At 65.4% G+C, this 15,722-nt stretch carries 16 protein-coding genes and 1 tRNA gene; 14 read left to right on the plus strand and 3 right to left on the minus strand.

Going from position 1 to position 15,722, the window contains the following annotated elements:
• Positions 1-5 precede the first annotated feature (5 nt).
• The gene (locus QCE69_RS00150) at positions 6-383 is read right to left on the minus strand and encodes a thioredoxin family protein (RefSeq protein WP_309913022.1); all 378 of its coding nucleotides are present in this window, start codon (positions 381-383) and stop codon (positions 6-8) included.
• 71 nt (positions 384-454) lie between these two features.
• On the minus strand, positions 455-1,660 hold the full coding sequence (dprA, locus tag QCE69_RS00155; protein WP_309928788.1) for a DNA-processing protein DprA: 1,206 nt from the start codon (positions 1,658-1,660) through the stop codon (positions 455-457).
• A 201-nt stretch (positions 1,661-1,861) separates the two neighbouring features.
• Here dprA and def point away from each other — a divergent pair, with 201 nt between their 5' ends.
• From def to QCE69_RS00225, 14 genes are all read left to right on the plus strand, one after another.
• The gene (gene def / locus QCE69_RS00160) at positions 1,862-2,365 is read left to right on the plus strand and encodes a peptide deformylase (RefSeq protein ID WP_309806926.1); all 504 of its coding nucleotides are present in this window, start codon (positions 1,862-1,864) and stop codon (positions 2,363-2,365) included.
• A gap of 3 nt (positions 2,366-2,368) precedes the next feature.
• A complete protein-coding gene (fmt, locus tag QCE69_RS00165; RefSeq protein ID WP_309928790.1) occupies positions 2,369-3,346 on the plus strand; it encodes a methionyl-tRNA formyltransferase in 978 nt (325 codons plus the stop codon).
• Between the two features lie 70 nt (positions 3,347-3,416).
• On the plus strand, positions 3,417-4,064 hold the full coding sequence (locus QCE69_RS00170) for a LysE family translocator (RefSeq protein WP_309913030.1): 648 nt from the start codon (positions 3,417-3,419) through the stop codon (positions 4,062-4,064).
• A gap of 131 nt (positions 4,065-4,195) precedes the next feature.
• Positions 4,196-5,050 carry a zinc metalloprotease HtpX gene (htpX, locus tag QCE69_RS00175; protein ID WP_309806929.1) on the plus strand — a complete coding sequence of 285 codons (855 nt, stop codon included), beginning with the start codon at positions 4,196-4,198 and terminating at the stop codon, positions 5,048-5,050.
• A gap of 165 nt (positions 5,051-5,215) precedes the next feature.
• Positions 5,216-6,670: a 16S rRNA (cytosine(967)-C(5))-methyltransferase RsmB gene (rsmB, locus tag QCE69_RS00180; protein WP_309928793.1), complete on the plus strand. Its 1,455-nt coding sequence runs from the start codon at positions 5,216-5,218 to the stop codon at positions 6,668-6,670.
• The gene (locus QCE69_RS00185) at positions 6,667-7,263 is read left to right on the plus strand and encodes a DUF4390 domain-containing protein (RefSeq protein ID WP_309913035.1); all 597 of its coding nucleotides are present in this window, start codon (positions 6,667-6,669) and stop codon (positions 7,261-7,263) included. The genes rsmB and QCE69_RS00185 overlap by 4 nt, the downstream gene beginning before the upstream one ends.
• Positions 7,264-7,285: 22 nt before the next feature.
• The gene (locus QCE69_RS00190) at positions 7,286-9,715 is read left to right on the plus strand and encodes a PAS domain-containing sensor histidine kinase (RefSeq protein ID WP_309913038.1); all 2,430 of its coding nucleotides are present in this window, start codon (positions 7,286-7,288) and stop codon (positions 9,713-9,715) included.
• Positions 9,716-10,432, plus strand: coding sequence for a response regulator transcription factor EsaR (gene esaR / locus QCE69_RS00195; protein ID WP_309913040.1), 717 nt, complete (start codon positions 9,716-9,718; stop codon positions 10,430-10,432).
• Positions 10,433-10,554: 122 nt separating this feature from the next.
• A tRNA-Phe gene (locus QCE69_RS00200) sits at positions 10,555-10,630 on the plus strand.
• Between the two features lie 429 nt (positions 10,631-11,059).
• Positions 11,060-11,794, plus strand: coding sequence for a 7-cyano-7-deazaguanine synthase QueC (queC, locus tag QCE69_RS00205; RefSeq protein ID WP_309806934.1), 735 nt, complete (start codon positions 11,060-11,062; stop codon positions 11,792-11,794).
• A gap of 28 nt (positions 11,795-11,822) precedes the next feature.
• Positions 11,823-12,455 carry a 7-carboxy-7-deazaguanine synthase gene (gene queE, locus QCE69_RS00210; protein ID WP_309928795.1) on the plus strand — a complete coding sequence of 211 codons (633 nt, stop codon included), beginning with the start codon at positions 11,823-11,825 and terminating at the stop codon, positions 12,453-12,455.
• A 6-nt stretch (positions 12,456-12,461) separates the two neighbouring features.
• Positions 12,462-12,908 (plus strand): 6-carboxytetrahydropterin synthase QueD, encoded by a 447-nt coding sequence (queD, locus tag QCE69_RS00215; RefSeq protein WP_309806937.1) that lies wholly within the window; start codon positions 12,462-12,464, stop codon positions 12,906-12,908.
• Positions 12,909-13,094: 186 nt separating this feature from the next.
• Positions 13,095-13,877, plus strand: a complete 783-nt coding sequence (locus QCE69_RS00220; RefSeq protein WP_309928796.1) for an aldolase/citrate lyase family protein — start codon at positions 13,095-13,097, stop codon at positions 13,875-13,877.
• Entirely contained in the window at positions 13,874-14,554 is a 681-nt protein-coding gene (locus tag QCE69_RS00225; RefSeq protein WP_309928798.1) for a tetratricopeptide repeat protein, read from the plus strand. Before QCE69_RS00220 ends, QCE69_RS00225 begins: the two co-directional genes overlap by 4 nt.
• Before the next feature lie 13 nt (positions 14,555-14,567).
• Here the strand turns inward: QCE69_RS00225 and rodA are convergent, their stop codons facing one another.
• On the minus strand, positions 14,568-15,716 hold the full coding sequence (gene rodA / locus QCE69_RS00230; protein WP_309919514.1) for a rod shape-determining protein RodA: 1,149 nt from the start codon (positions 15,714-15,716) through the stop codon (positions 14,568-14,570).
• Positions 15,717-15,722: the final 6 nt, after the last annotated feature.

Below are 15,722 nucleotides of genomic sequence, written 5' to 3' on the forward strand. Positions count from 1 at the left end.
GACGGTCACGCCATGGCAAGCGTGGGCCGCAGCTTGGGCGCGCCGGCCATATCGGGCAGCGCGGTGAGATCGGTCAGCAGACGCTGGACGATCGACGCTTGCGGCAGCACGGTGCCGAAGAAACGGGTCGTGACCGAATCCTCGATCAGAATCGTCGGAAAATTTTCCACGTCGAGGTCGTCGAGAAGGTCGGCATGATTTTCAATGTCGATCCACGCGAAACAGATGTCGGGATGAGAGTCCGCCAGCGCGTTGAAACCGTCCAGATACTCGCGGCACGTGCCGCACCATTCGGCGCACAGGCAGGCGACGAACAGCGTGCCGGGCTCGGCGACGCGCTCAGCGATGCGCTCGGCATCGGTATCGAGATTCAGCGCGGGCATGGTTTCAACGAAATCCTCTTGTTCGACGGCGGGGACAGCGCATTTTTTCGCGAATGTAGCATGACGCCGCGTTACGGTCGCCCTACTGCCATGTAGCGCCCGCCCGGCAGCGGCGCCACGTGGCCGCTCATTTCGAGCTGTAGCAGCATGCCTTGCAGCGCCGCGCCGTCGAACTGGGTGCGCGCGGCGAGTATTTCAAGGGTTGCCGGCGCGTGGCCGAGCGCGGCGAGCACTCGCGCGGTCTGTTCGCCGGGTTGGCTTTCCGAGGGCAAGCGCGCCGAAGCCCACGACGCGCTGACCGGCTGCGGTGCCGCGCTGCGGCTTGCGGCGGCGGTGGCTGGCGTCGGAAAGCCGAATTCCTCGAGGATCTCCTCCGGCGTTTCCACAAGCTTGGCGCCTTGCTTGATCAGCCGGTGGCATCCCTGGGCCAGCGGCGCGTGAATGGAACCGGGAAGCGCGAAGACGTCGCGCCCCATTTCGTTGGCGAGGCGGGCCGTAATGAGCGAGCCGGAGCGCATCGCAGCCTCGACGATCAGCACGCCGCCCGACAGGCCCGCAATCAGCCGGTTGCGTTGCGGAAAGTTGGCCGACCGCGCGGGCGTGCCGAGCGGCCATTCGGACAGGATGGCGCCGTCCCGGGCGATCTCGTGCGCGAGCCCGCGATGCGCAGCCGGATAGACGAGATCCGCGCCCGTGCCGATCACGGCGACGGTGCCGGCGGCGCTGCCCAGCGCGCCGCGATGCGCGGCGGCGTCGATCCCGAGCGCCAGCCCGGAAATCACGGCGAGCCCCGCGCCCGACAGCGCATGCGCGAACCGGCGCGCGTCCTCAAGACCTTGCGGCGTGGCATGCCGGCTGCCGACGATGGCCACCGCGCGTGCCTGCAGCCGCTCGAGCCGGCCTTTTGCGTACAGCAGCGCGGGCGGATCGGGCATGTTGAGCAAGGCCTGCGGATAGTCGCTGTCGGCGAGCGTCAGGATGCGGTTGCCCGGCTCGGCCGCCCACGCCAGCGCCCCTTCAATATAGCGGCCGAACGGTGTCCCTTCGATTTCGGCCGGCGGCCCCAGCACGGCTTCGGCGGCGCCCGGACCGGCGACCTGCGCGAGCGACGCGAAACTCTTCGTCAGCACTTCGCACGGCCCGCCGAAAGCCGCGAGCAACAGACGCAGAGCGAGTGGCCGCAATCCGCGGGCATGCGCGAGCCGCAGCCACGCGCGAAGTTCTTCGGCGGCGGGCGTCGAGGCGCTGGCCTCGGTCGGCGGGGCGGCGGTCGTCATGTTAAGATTTTTGATCCGAAAGGCATTGAAAGACGTCGCTTGGCCTCTTGCTCAGGCCTGATGCGACGCGTACGGGCCGCTTGCCGGCGGCGTTGAATCCAGCAGATTCACCCGCATATTTTTTGGCAGGCCGCCCCTTCCCCGCAACCTGGCCGAATGGCCGATTTACACGCGTCGCGGCGCGCGTAGACAATCCGAATCATGGCTCTGCTCAAGATACTCAACTACCCGGACAAGCGCCTGAACAAGGTGGCGAAGCCCGTCGCCGTCGTGGACGACCGCATCCGCAAGCTCGTCGCCGACATGGCCGAGACCATGTACGCCGCACCGGGCGTCGGCCTTGCCGCAACTCAGGTGGACGTGCATGAGCGCGTGATCGTGATCGACACCTCGGACGCGCATGACGAGCTGATGGTCTTCATCAATCCGGAAATCGTGTGGTCGAGCGAGGGCAAGAAGGAGTGGGAAGAAGGGTGTCTGTCGGTGCCGGGCATCTATGACTTCGTGGAGCGGCCGGACAAGGTGCGCGTGAAGGCGCTCAACGAAAAGGGCGAAACCTTCGAGATCGACTGCGAGGGGCTCCTTGCCGTGTGCATCCAGCACGAAATGGATCATCTGGCAGGTCACGTGTTCGTCGAATACCTGTCTACGCTCAAGCAGACGCGCATTCGCGGCAAGATGAAGAAGCTGGAAAAGGCGCTGTAATCCATGAGCCAGTCGCTGCGTGTGGTTTTCGCCGGTACGCCCGAGTTCGCTGCCGCCGCGCTGGCGGCCATTCATGCAGCGGGCTTTGCCGTGCCTCTTGTGCTGACGCAGCCGGACCGGCCAGCGGGACGCGGCATGAAGCTGACTGCCAGCCCGGTCAAGCGTTTTGCCGTCGAGCACGGTCTGGCCGTCGCGCAACCTACGTCGCTGCGCCGCGCGGGCAAGTATCCGCAGGAAGCCGCCGAAGCCATCGATCTGTTGAAGGCCACGCCGCATGACGTGATGGTGGTCGCCGCGTATGGCCTGATCCTGCCGCAGGAAGTGCTCGACATTGCGCCGCGCGGCGCCATCAACATCCACGCGTCGCTGCTGCCGCGCTGGCGGGGCGCCGCGCCGATCCATCGCGCGATTGAGGCGGGCGACGCCGAAACCGGCATCACGCTGATGCAGATGGACGCCGGCCTCGACACGGGCGCGATGATCCGCGAAGGGCGCACGGCCATTCTTCCCGACGATTCCACTGCGTCGCTGCACGACCGGCTCGCGCAGATGGGCGCGGAACTGATCGTGGCTGCGCTGCGCGACCTGGAACGCGACGGCGCGCTGCCGTCCACGCCTCAGCCGGAAGAGGGCGTCACATATGCCGAGAAGATCGCCAAGAACGAAGCGGCGCTCGACTGGCGACGCTCCGCCACGGAACTCGGGCGCCAGATCCGCGCGCTCGATCCCTTCCCCGGCGCGGTCGGCACGCTGGACGGCGCGGCGATCAAGATCTGGGCGGCTCGGCCCGTCGAGTCTGACGCGTCTCAGGGCGACGCCGGCACGATCGCAGAGATCGGTCCGGACGGCATTGTCGTGACGTGCGGCAGCGGCGCGCTCAGGCTCACGCAATTGCAAAAACCGGGCGGCAAGCGTCTGCCCTCGCGCGAGTTTCTTGCCGGCGCACCGCTGGTCAAGGGGCAGCGTTTCACGCTGATCTGACGGACGTTCAAACAGGCGCGGCGCTAAAATAAAGAGCGGTCAACACGCGCCTGTCTGTCTGGAGTTCCCGATGCTCGGCATTACCGGTTTCACCTTCTTCCTTATCGCTGTTTTCCTGCTGAACGTCACGCCGGGTCCCGACACGGCCTATATCGTCGGGCGGAGCGTCGCGCAGGGGCGCGGCGCGGGCGTCGTGTCGGCGCTCGGCATTTCCGCAGGCTGCATCGTGCACACGCTTGCCACTGCGTTCGGCCTGACGGCGATTCTCGCGGCATCGGCTACGGCTTTCACCGTCGTCAAGATTGCCGGCGCGATTTATCTGATTTATCTCGGCGTCCGTTTGCTGTTCGCGACGCACGAGGACACGGCCGCTTCCCGCGAGGCGCAAGCGCCCCAAAGGTCCGCGCCGAAGCCGCTGCACCGGCTGTTTGCGCAAGGCTTCATCACCAACGTGCTGAATCCTAAAGTCGTGCTGTTCTTTGTCTCCTTCTTTCCGCAATTCGTTGCCGCCGATAGTCAGCACAAGACGCTCGCCTTCCTGACGCTCGGCATGGTGTTCATTGCCATGAGCACGGTCTGGAACAGCTTCGTTGCCTGGATTGCAGGCAGCGTGACTGAACGCTTCGCCGGCAAGACGGGGGTGCGCAAATGGCTCGACCGCACGGTCGGCGGCGCCTTTGTCGGGCTGGGCATCAAGCTCGCGACGTCGCATCGATAAATCTCGTCCGGCCAATTGAATTATCGACGAACACCCCTATCTAACATTTTGCTTACAATCATCGTTCCGGCCACCTTGGCCGGGAGCACCGCGCCTCGGGCGCACCGTACATAGGGAGAGGAGTTCCGCGTATGTTCAACTGGGTCAAAACCGCGATGCTGATGGCTGCGATCACGGCCCTCTTCGCCGTGATCGGCGGCGTGATCGGCGGGTCGAAGGGCATGATGCTCGCGCTGCTCATCGCGCTGGGCATGAATTTCTTTTCATACTGGTTCTCGGACAAGATGGTCCTGCGCATGTACAACGCGCAGGAAGTGGACGAGACCACCGCGCCGCAGTTCTATCGCATGGTGCGGGAGCTGGCCACGCGGGCGCAGCTGCCGATGCCGCGCGTCTACCTGATCAACGAAGACGCGCCGAATGCGTTCGCGACGGGCCGCAATCCGGAGCACGCTGCCGTGGCGGCGACCACGGGCATTCTGCGCGTGCTGTCCGAGCGTGAAATGCGCGGCGTGATGGCGCACGAACTGGCGCACGTGAAGCACCGCGACATCCTGATCTCGACCATCTCGGCCACCATGGCCGGCGCCATTTCCGCGCTCGCGAACTTCGCGATGTTCTTCGGCGGACGTGACTCGGAAGGCCGGCCGTCGAATCCCATCGCGAGCATTCTGGTGGCGATTCTCGCGCCGATCGCGGGCGCCATGATCCAGATGGCCATCTCGCGGGCGCGCGAGTTCGAAGCGGATCGCGGGGGCGCCGAGATTTCGGGCGATCCGCAATCGCTCGCAAGCGCGCTCGAGAAGATCCACGCCTATGCGTCCGGCGTGCCGTTCCCGGCGGCGGAAGCGCATCCGGCCACCGCGCAGATGATGATCATGAATCCGCTCTCGGGCGGCGGCATCGCCAATCTGTTCTCGACGCACCCGGCCACCGAAGAGCGCGTCGCGCGCTTGATGGAAATGGCGCGCACTGGCCGCTTCTGACGCTTCCAGGCGTGTGACGAAGGCCGTTCCGGTCATGCCGGAACGGCCTTTTTTTGCGTGTCGAACATGTCTCGCCGCTGCGTGTCCGGGCGCCCGAATCCTGCACGTTACAATCCCCGTTCCACGCAAGCTGTCCGCTTGCCGTCCGACCGTTTCCGTTTCCTCATGACCGAACAGCCTTCCCGCCGGCCCGCCGCCGCGCACGCACGCCTGAGCGCGCTTCGCCTCGCGCCCGATTCACTCGGGTTCGCGCTCGATTGCGCGGCGCAGGCCGTCGGCGCGGTGCGTGCGGGCTCGGCATTGCCGGCGGCGTTGCAGACGGTCATCGCGGCATCGAAGCAGGCGAGCGCGCGCGGCGCGGTGCAGGACATCGCGTATCGCACGATGCGCCGCCTCGCTCTCGCCGACGCCCTGCTGCGCAAGCTCGTGAAGAAGGCGCCGCCGCCGCACGTCGGCAACGTGCTGTGCTGCGCGTTCACGCTACTCGCCGATGACGAAGCCCACGCCGCCTACGCGCCCTTCACCGTGGTGGATCAGGCGGTGGGCGCAATCGCGGCGCGCCGCGAATTCGCCTTCGCGAAGGGCCTGGTGAACGCAGTGCTGCGCAGCTTCCTGCGCGAGCGCGACGCGTTGATCGACGGAGCCCGCGCGCAGCCCGTCGCGCGCTGGAACTACCCGCAGTGGTGGATCGACGCGGTGCAGCGCGCGCAGCACGAGGCCTGGGAACACATTCTCGAAGCGGGCAACCATCAGGGGCCGCTGACCTTGCGCGTGAATGCGCGCCGGGCGAGCATCGAAGCGTACCTGTCGCGCCTGCATGAAGCCCATCTCGAAGCCGATGTCGCCGGCCCGCACGCAGTGCGGCTGAGAACGCCGCTTGCCGTGGACCGCATTCCCGGTTTCGACGAAGGCGTCGTCTCGGTGCAGGACGCGGGCGCGCAAGTCGCCGCGCAACTGCTCGGCGTGCAGGACGGCATGCGGGTGCTCGATGCCTGCGCGGCGCCCGGCGGCAAGACGGGTCATATCCTCGAACTGGCGAATGTCGATCTGATCGCGCTGGAGAGCGACGCCGAGCGGGCCAGGCGCATCAGAGAGAATCTCGTGCGTCTGAAGCTCGAAGCGCACATCCAGACCGGCGACGCCGGCGAACCGGCGCACTGGTTCGACGGCAAGCCGTTCGACCGCATTCTCGCCGACGTGCCCTGTTCGGCCTCGGGCATCGTGCGTCGTCATCCGGACATTCGCTGGCTGCGGCGCGAGTCGGACATTGCCGCGCTCGTCGCCGAACAGCGGCGCATCCTGTCCGCGCTGTGGCCGTTGCTGGCGAAGGGCGGCGAGCTGCTCTACGTCACGTGCTCGATCTTTCCCGAGGAAGGCGAGGAGCAGGCCCGCTGGTTTGGAACGGTCCATGAAGATGCGGTACGATTGGACGCGCCGGGGCAATTGCTGCCGACAGCGGCGCACGCAAGCGCGGGCGCGGCGCACGGTTTACCGGACGGTACAAATCTCGCAGGCTCTGTTCCGGTCGAGGCGCCAGGCGCCGGTTCATCGTCCGGTCGGCACGCGGCGGCCATCGCGGATCACGACGGATTCTTCTACGCGCGCTTTCAGAAACGGTGACGATCAAACGCTTCCTTCCGCTCAGGCTCGCGGCTGTCATCTGGACTGCGCTGGCGTTCTGGCTGAGTTTCGCCGCGCCCAATGCCGCCCACGCCGAAACCATCGGCGTGCAGCGCGCATCGTTGCAGGCGGACAGCAACGGCTGGAGCCTCGACGCGCATTTCGACTTCGACCTCAACAGCAGCCTCGAAGAAGCCGTGAATCGCAGCGTGCCGCTCTATTTCACGATCGACTTCAATTTGTCGCGGCCGCGCTGGTACTGGTTCGACGAAGAGCCGGTCAACGTGTCGCAAAGCATTCGCCTGTCCTTCCAGCCGCTGACCAACGAATATCGCGTGTCCACGGGCGGCTTGCAGTTGCGTTTCGCCTCGCTCGACGAAGCGCTCGCCGTCATCAAGCATGTCACTTCGTGGCATGTGATCGACCGCAATCAGGTGCATGGCGGAGAAACCTATACCGCATCGGTGCGCATGCAACTCGACATCGCGCTGATGCCCAAGCCGTTCCAGATCGACGCAGTGAACAACCGCGACTGGAACCTCGCTTCCGACTGGAAGCGCTTCACCTTTACGGCGGCAGAACGTGCGAAATAGATTTCGACGCGGCCGCACGGACATGAAGAGTTTCGTTGTCCGCTTGCTGGTCTCCACGGTGGCGATCACGGCAGTGCTCCTGCTCGTGATGCTCGCGCTCGCAAGCGCGAACACGGAGTTCTTCGACCGCTACTACGGCTGGCTGTATGCGGCCAACGTCGCGGTGGCCATCGTCTTCATGCTGATCGTCATCGCCCTGTTCATCATCATCGTGACGCGGGTGAGACAGGGGCGCTTCGGCACGCGGCTGCTCGCCAAGCTCGCGTTCATCTTCGCGCTCGTCGGCGTGGTGCCGGGCGCGATCATCTATGTGGTTTCGTATCAGTTCGTCTCGCGCAGCATCGAGTCGTGGTTCGACGTCAATGTGGAGACCGCCCTCACGTCGGGCCTGACGCTCGGGCGCGGCATGCTTGAAACCTCGCTCGCCGACTTCAAGAACCGCGGCCGGCAAATGAGCGACCAGCTCGCGAGCGCGGATCCGTCGAGCCTCACGCTCGCGCTGCTGCGTCTGCGCGACCAGTACGGCGTGCAGGATGCCGTGGTGTTCGAGCGTCCGCGCGATCAATACAACCGCGAAGACCTGTCGGTGAATGGCGGCTCGTCGCGCGTGCCGGGATTGCGCACGGTCGCGCAGGCATCGGGCAACTACTACGCGCTGCTGCCCGCCAACGAGCCCACCGGCACGATGCTCAAGCAGGCGCAGGATCATCCGTATGGCGCGATCGAAGGCGAGATCGACGGCGATCCAAGCTCGAACGGGCCAAAGGGCGCACTGCGGCTGCGCGTGGTCACGAAGATTCCCGATCCGTCCACCACGACGGAATTCCAGCACGTCGACCGCTTCCTGCAGATCGAGCAGCCCGTCAGTCAGGAGCTTGCGCGCAACGCGGATGCCGTGCAGCGCGCGTATCGCGAGTATCAGGAGAAGCGCCTCGGGCGCACCGGTCTGCGCAAGATGTATATCGGCACGCTGACGCTCGCGTTGTTCCTCGCCACCTTCATTGCGATGATGCTGGCGCTCGCGCTCGGCAATCAGCTTGCGCGGCCGCTGTTCCTGCTGGCGCAGGGCACGAAGGAGGTCGCGGAAGGCGACTACACGCCGAAGCGGGAAATCAATTCGCGCGATGAACTCGGCTTCCTCACGCAGTCCTTCAACGCGATGACGCGCCAGCTGTCCGAGGCGCGCGCGGCGGTCGAGAACAATCGCATTGCGCTGGAACATTCGAAGGCTTATCTCGAAAGTATTCTCGCGAACCTGACGGCGGGCGTGTTCGTGTTCGATCGCCAGTTCCGTCTCACTACCGCGAATCGCGGCGCGGAACGCATCTTCCGCCAGCAGTTCGGCGCGCTGCTGAATCACCCGCTCGACCAGATCGGCGTGCTGGCCGAATTCGGCGCGATGGTCAGGAAGGCGTTTGCCGAACGCGATGCGGCGGCGGGTGGCAGCGATCATCGGATCGGCGACCGCGGCCACTGGCAGCAGCAGGTGGCGGTGACGGTGCCGGGCGAGAACGATCCGCTCACGCTGCTGGTGCGCGGCACGCAGCTGCTGGGTGTGACCGAGAGCGATTCCGACGATGCGGAAACCACCGGCTACGTGGTCGTGTTCGACGACATCTCCGATGTCATCTCCGCGCAGCGTTCGGTGGCGTGGGGCGAAGTCGCGCGGCGGCTCGCGCACGAGATCAAGAATCCGCTCACGCCCATTCAACTCTCGGCCGAGCGCCTGCAGATGAAGCTCGCCGACAAGCTCGCGCAGCCGGATGCCGAGGTGCTGAAGCGCGCATCGACCACCATCGTCAATCAGGTGCAGGCGATGAAGCAGATGGTCGACGACTTCCGCGAATACGCGCGCACGCCGCCCGCGGTGCTCGGCAACCTGCAACTGAACGATCTCGTCGCCGAGGTGCTGACCTTGTATGGCATCGAAGACGGCAAGACGCCGATCAAGGTCGATCTCACGAAACTGCCGGTGATCCGCGGCGATGCCACGCAGATCCGCCAGGTGATTCACAACCTGCTGCAGAACGCACAGGATGCGGTGGCGGACGTCGCGGAGCCGCGCGTGCTGCTCGAAACGAGAACAGTAGAATATGGCGAGCCCGATGCCTCCGGACATGCGCGTGTCGCGGTTCGGCTGACGGTATCGGACAATGGTCCGGGCTTTCCGGCGCGCATTCTGTCGCGCGCGTTCGAGCCTTACGTGACAACGAAGGCGAAAGGCACGGGCCTGGGACTTGCAACGGTGAAGAAGATCGTCGATGAGCACGGCGCGCGCATCGACATACGCAACCGCTCGAAGGCCGCGGATGTGGTTGAAGGCGCGCAGATATCGATCCTGTTTCTCCAGCTGGCGGACGATACCGCGGCGCCCGGCGCCACGGCATCGGGCGGCGGAGCGGCGGCGAGTCACGGAACGACAAAAGCAACAGTGCAGACAAGGGCAGCGTAAATGGCAACCATCCTGGTGGTAGACGATGAAATGGGGATCCGGGAACTGCTTTCGGAGATCCTGAGCGACGAGGGCCATGTCGTGGACGTGGCGGAAAACGCGCAGCACGCGCGCGACTACCGTCTGCAACAGACGCCCGATCTCGTGCTGCTCGACATCTGGATGCCCGATACCGACGGCGTCACCCTGCTCAAGGAGTGGGCCGCGCAGGGCAAGCTCACGATGCCGGTGATCATGATGTCGGGTCACGCGACCATCGACACGGCGGTCGAGGCGACGAAGATCGGCGCGCTCAATTTCCTGGAGAAGCCGATCGCGCTGCAGAAGCTGCTGAAGGCGGTCGAGCAGGGTCTGGCTCACGGCACGGCGCCGGCGCCGGTCGCGATCCCGGCGAAGCCGCCGGCGGGCGCGGGCGCGGTGGGCGTGCCGGTGGCCGCGGCGCTGCCGAGCGCGTCGGGCATGGGCGCCGGTTTGTCGAGCGAGGCGGCAGCGGGCGCGGCGCAAGGGCAGGCGGGACAAACGGCGTCCATCTCGTTCGACATCCCGTTGCGCGATGCCCGCGACGCCTTCGAACGCGCCTACTTCGAGTATCACCTCGCGCGCGAGAACGGCAGCATGACGCGCGTGGCGGAGAAGACCGGCCTGGAACGCACGCACTTGTATCGCAAGCTGAAGCAACTGGGCGTGGACCTCGGCAAGAACAAGAACGAAGTCTGATTCCGCTGGCTTCGTCGTGTGCGCCGTGCATTCCAACGCCTCTTTGCACCGCAGCGAGCAAAAAGTTGCGTCAGGGGGCTTGAGGCGTGTGTCGGATGCTGCTATAGTTTCACCTCTTCGTTGGCCCGGTAGCTCAGTTGGTAGAGCAGCGGATTGAAAATCCGCGTGTCGATGGTTCGATTCCGTCCCAGGCCACCAGAATGCTAAAAGCCCGAGAGTCTTTCGCTCTCGGGCTTTTTCTTTGTGGCGTGTCGCCAGAGGGTCCTTCATAGGATCCAGCGCAGTTGCTTTGCAGTTGCGTTATCCGGCCCCGCGCCCAGCTCGGCGAATCCCTGCCTCGCGTGCTAAAATTCGCGCCGAATTAAGGACTTGCCTCGTCCTCGGACCCGCAAGTCCTTTTCTTTTCGACGCTCCGAGCGGTCGCACCGTGCATCGCGCGGCATCACGCGAGCTTTCCCGTTCCGCTATCGACGGCATAAAAGGGCGTGCAGGTCCGGGCGCAGGTCGCCGGCCTATACTGGACGCGCGGGGCGTCGCCGCCCGCGCCGCTCATCGCGAATTCCGGTCGTTCCGACTTCCTGACGGCGCGCGACGCCATTCTCATACACGCAGTACGGAGTTTTCACGGTGACTCGGACAGACGCTAAAGACAGTGCGCTTGTGCTGTTCTCGGGCGGCCAGGATTCGGCCACGTGCCTGGCCTGGGCGCTCGAACGCTACAGAACGGTTGAAACGCTGGGCTTCGATTACGGGCAGCGGCATCGCGTCGAACTGGAATGCCGCGACGGTTTTCGCGCCGCGATCGCGCGCGAGTTTCCGCAGTGGAGCGAGCGTCTTGGCGAGGATCACATGGTCGATCTCTCGGTGCTCGGCGCGATCAGCGAAACCGCAATGACGCGCGAGATCGAGATCGAGGCCACCGCGAACGGCCTGCCGAATACCTTCGTGCCGGGCCGCAATCTGCTGTTCATGACGATTGCTGCGGCGCTGGCGTATCGGCGTGGATTGAAGGTGCTGGTCGGTGGCATGTGCGAGACGGATTTCTCGGGCTATCCCGATTGCCGCGACGACACCATGAAAGCGCTGCAAGTCGCGCTCAATCTGGGCATGGAGACGCGCTACGCGCTGGAGACGCCGCTCATGTGGCTCGACAAGGCCGACACCTGGCGTCTCGCGGAAACGCTCGGCGGCGAGGCGCTGGTCGAACTGGTGCGCGTCGAAACCCATACCTGCTATGTCGGCGAGCGCGCGGAACTGCATGACTGGGGTTTCGGCTGCGGTCAGTGTCCGGCCTGCAAGCTGCGCAAGCGGGGTTACGAGGCGTATCGCGCGGGCGAGCAGGTCACCGAAGCGCCGGTCTGATTTTTTATTCGAGGTTCACAGGGCAGTCATGACGTACGCGGTCAAGGAAATCTTCTACACGTTGCAGGGCGAAGGCGCCAACGCCGGGCGTCCGGCCGTGTTCTGCCGTTTCGCGGGCTGCAACCTGTGGTCGGGGCGCGAGGAAGATCGCGCGGAAGCCGTCTGCCAGTTTTGCGACACCGATTTCGTCGGCACCGACGGCGAGAATGGCGGCAAGTACCGCACGCCCGCCGACCTCGTCGCGAAGATCGCCTCGCTGTGGCCGCAAGGCGCGCAACACAAGTTCGTCGTGTGCACCGGCGGCGAGCCGATGCTGCAGATCGACGCGCCCTTCGTCGACGCGCTTCATGAAGCCGGCTTCGAGATGGCGATCGAGACGAACGGCTCGCTACCCGTGCTGGAGAGCATCGACTGGATCTGCGTGAGCCCGAAGGCGGACGCGCCGCTCGTCGTGACGAAGGGCAACGAACTGAAGGTCGTGGTGCCGCAGGACAATCAGCGACTTGCCGACTACGAGAAGCTCGACTTCGACTACTTCCTCGTGCAACCGATGGACGGTCCGTCACGCGACCTGAACACGCGGCTCGCAATCGACTGGTGCAAGCGTCATCCGAAATGGCGGCTGTCGATGCAGACCCACAAATACCTGAACATCCCCTGAAACGCCGTGCAGACGATCACCCGAAAACTCGAATTCGACGCGGGCCACCGCATTCCCGATCACCGCAGCCAGTGCCGTAATCTGCATGGCCATCGCTATGTGCTCGAAATCACGCTGCAAGGCGATCTCGTCGACGTGGAAGGCGCGCCGGACCGCGGCATGGTGATGGACTTCGCCGACGTCAAGGCGCTCGCGATGGAGCATCTCGTCAACCAGTGGGACCATGCGTTCATCGTCTATTCGGGCGACACCAAGGTGCGCGAGTTCCTGCAAACGCTGACGGATCACAAGACGGTCGTGCTCGACCGCATTCCGACGGTGGAGAACCTGGCGGCCGTCGCGTTCGACATCCTCGCCAACGTCTACGATGCGCATTACGGCGTCAATCTGAAGCTGAAGCGCCTGCGCCTGTACGAGACGCCGAACTGCTGGGCCGACGTCGAGCGCAGCTGAAGCGTCGGGCCGTCGCGGGCGAGAGCACGTCCGACGCCCGCGCTTGTGTCACGGTATGATCGTCCGGTAAGTCGCCACCCTCCACGGCGACACGACACGGAGCGCACGCATGCCGTCACTTCTTTCGTCGTTCTTCTCCCTGCGGCCGCGCGCAGTGTCCCTCTCACTCCACGAGGGAGCCGCGCGATGAGCACCTTCACGAATCCCATCAAGCAGCGGCTCGCCGAGCCGGGTCCCCTCTTCGGCCTGTGGCTGTCGCTCGGCAGCGCCGATGGCGCCGAAGCGCTCGCGCACGCGGGCTTCGACTGGCTCTGCATCGACATGGAGCACTCGCCGAACGATAGCGTCGACGTGGTCGCGCAACTCCGCGCGATCGCCGCCGCGCATCTGCCGAGCGAGCCGATCGTGCGCGTGCCATCCGGCGAAGGCTGGCTCGTGAAGCGCGCGCTCGATGCGGGCGCGCGCACGCTGATGTTCCCCAACGTGCAATCGGCGGAAGAGGCGGCGCGCATCGTGCGCCTCACGCAATATCCGACCGAGGCGGCGCTCGATGGCCTGCGCGGCGTCGCGGGCGCGGTGCGCGCCGCGGCCTTCGGCATGCGGCGCGATTACGTGACGACGGCCAACGCGCAGATCGTGACCATCGTGCAGATCGAATCGGTGGCGGCGCTGGACGCCGTCGATGAGATCGCGGCGACGCCGGGCGTCGACTGTCTGTTTATCGGGCCGGCCGATCTGGCGGCGAGTCTCGGCCATCTCGGCGACGGCAAGCATCCCGACGTGCAGGCCGCGATCACGAAGATCGCCGACGCGGCGCAGCGCGCGGGCATCGCGAGCGGCATCTTCGCGATGGATGCCGCCAGCGCGAAGCAGTACGCGCAGGCGGGCATCAAGCTGGTCGCGATCGGCGCCGACGTGATGTGGCTGTTGAAGGCGACGCGCCAGGCGTTGCAGGAGGCGAGATCATGAACACCGCGCCGGCATGGGTGATCGCGGCGATGAGTCTGTCGCTGGCGGCAGCTTGGGCGCATGCCGACACCGCGCCCAAGCCGACCGATCTCGCCACGCAAAACGCCGTCGCCGATTACAACGCCGGCAATCTCGCCGCGGCGCGTTCGGAATTCCGGCGCGCGGCACAAAAAGGCAGCCGGCTCGCCGAGTTCAATTACGCGATGATGCTGCTCAACGGCGAAGGCGGTCCGGCGGATGTGCCCGAAGGCAAGAAGTGGCTGCGGCGCGCGGCGGACGCCAACATGACGCACGCGCAGTACGTGTACGGCAAGATGTACGACGATGGCCAGTTCGTCGATAAGGATCCGGCGGAAGCGCATCGCTGGTTCCTGCGCGCGGCGAATCAGGGGCACGTGCAGGCGGAACTGGCGCTCGCCAACCAGTTTCTCGATGGCCGCGGCACCGCGCGCGACAACACGCAGGCTTTCACCTGGTACAAGAAGGCCGCGCAGGGCGGCGACATGACGGCGCAGTACGTGGCGGGATCGTTCTATGAACGCGGCGGCGATGGCGTCGAACGCAATTTGAACGTGGCGCGGGCCTACTATGCGGCGGCGGCGGCGCAGGGCGATCCGGCCGCGAAGCTCAAGTATCTGCAACTGAGCGCCGAGCTCGAACAGCAGAAACCGCAATAAGTCGCGGTGTGGACTAGCTCTGCATCAGCCGCTTCTGCCGCGCGACGCTCATGATCAGTCCGACCGCCACGCCGAGCGTCGCGAGCGCGGTTCCGCCGTAGCTCATGAACGGCAGCGGCACGCCGACCACCGGCAAAATTCCGCTCACCATGCCGATGTTCACGAACGCGTAGGTAAAGAACGCAAGCGTGAGCGACCCGGCCAGCAGCCGCCCGAAGAAGGTCGCGCCGTTCGCCGCGATGAACAGCCCGCGCGCGACCAGCGCCATGTAGAGGAAGAGCAGCACGAGCCCGCCCGCGAGCCCGAACTCCTCGGAGAACACGGCGAAGATGAAGTCGGTGTGCTTCTCGGGAATGAACTCCAGGTGGGCCTGCGTGCCCTGCAGCCAGCCCTTGCCCAGCGTGCCGCCCGAGCCGATGGCAATGACCGCCTGAATGGTGTGGAAGCCCTTGCCGAGCGGATCGGAAGTCGGATCGAGCAGCGTGCAGATGCGGTGCTTCTGGTAGTCGTGCATCATCGGCCAGTTGACGTCCGGCTGGCAGATGCGGTTCTGGAACACCGCGACGCACGCAATCACCACGACGCCTGCCGCGAGCACCGGCAGGATCAGCTTGAAGCTGAGACCCGCGAAATAGATGACGAACACGCCCGCCGCGAACACGAGCACCGCCGTGCCGAGATCGGGTTGCTTGGCGATCAGCGCGACCGGCAGCATCAGGATCACGAAGCCGACCACGTAATCCCACCAGCGGATGTTGCTCTCGCGCTTCTGGTAGTACCAGGCGAGCATCAGCGGCATCGCGATCTTCATGATCTCCGAGGGCTGGATCACCACGCCGACGTTGAGCCAGCGTTTCGCGCCCTTGCGCGTGAGTCCGAAGGTGGCGACCGCGATCAGCAGCGCGACGCCGACCGTATAGAGCGGCACGGCGAAGCGCATCAGGGTTTGCGGCGGGATGTTGGCGAGCACCCACATCAGGCCGAAGGTCAGCATGATGTTGCGCAGCTGGTCTTCCACGCGCCCGGGCACGTCGAGACTCGCGCTGTACAGCGTCACGATGCCGACGCACAGCAGCAGGAACACGATGAGCGCGAGCGGTTTGTCGAAGCCCGCGAACATGCGCTTGGCGCGGTCGAGCCACTCGCGCTTGTCGAATTGCATGTGCAG

It is taken from the genome of Caballeronia sp. LZ032 (assembly GCF_031451315.1).
In the GTDB taxonomy this organism is placed as follows: Bacteria; Pseudomonadota; Gammaproteobacteria; order Burkholderiales; family Burkholderiaceae; genus Caballeronia.

Bases quoted from the DNA above. Each gene is read 5' to 3' on its own strand.
- queE (WP_309928795.1), top strand. From the start codon at position 11,823: ATGACGTACGCGGTCAAGGAAATCTTCTACACGTTGCAGGGCGAAGGC.
- esaR (WP_309913040.1), top strand. From the start codon at position 9,716: ATGGCAACCATCCTGGTGGTAGACGATGAAATGGGGATCCGGGAACTG.
- QCE69_RS00170 (WP_309913030.1), top strand. From the start codon at position 3,417: ATGCTCGGCATTACCGGTTTCACCTTCTTCCTTATCGCTGTTTTCCTG.
- htpX (WP_309806929.1), top strand. From the start codon at position 4,196: ATGTTCAACTGGGTCAAAACCGCGATGCTGATGGCTGCGATCACGGCC.
- fmt (WP_309928790.1), top strand. From the start codon at position 2,369: ATGAGCCAGTCGCTGCGTGTGGTTTTCGCCGGTACGCCCGAGTTCGCT.
- def (WP_309806926.1), top strand. From the start codon at position 1,862: ATGGCTCTGCTCAAGATACTCAACTACCCGGACAAGCGCCTGAACAAG.
- dprA (WP_309928788.1), bottom strand. From the start codon at position 1,660: ATGACGACCGCCGCCCCGCCGACCGAGGCCAGCGCCTCGACGCCCGCC.
- QCE69_RS00225 (WP_309928798.1), top strand. From the start codon at position 13,874: ATGAACACCGCGCCGGCATGGGTGATCGCGGCGATGAGTCTGTCGCTG.
- rodA (WP_309919514.1), bottom strand. From the start codon at position 15,716: ATGCAATTCGACAAGCGCGAGTGGCTCGACCGCGCCAAGCGCATGTTC.
- rsmB (WP_309928793.1), top strand. From the start codon at position 5,216: ATGACCGAACAGCCTTCCCGCCGGCCCGCCGCCGCGCACGCACGCCTG.
- QCE69_RS00150 (WP_309913022.1), bottom strand. From the start codon at position 383: ATGCCCGCGCTGAATCTCGATACCGATGCCGAGCGCATCGCTGAGCGC.
- QCE69_RS00190 (WP_309913038.1), top strand. From the start codon at position 7,286: ATGAAGAGTTTCGTTGTCCGCTTGCTGGTCTCCACGGTGGCGATCACG.
- QCE69_RS00220 (WP_309928796.1), top strand. From the start codon at position 13,095: ATGAGCACCTTCACGAATCCCATCAAGCAGCGGCTCGCCGAGCCGGGT.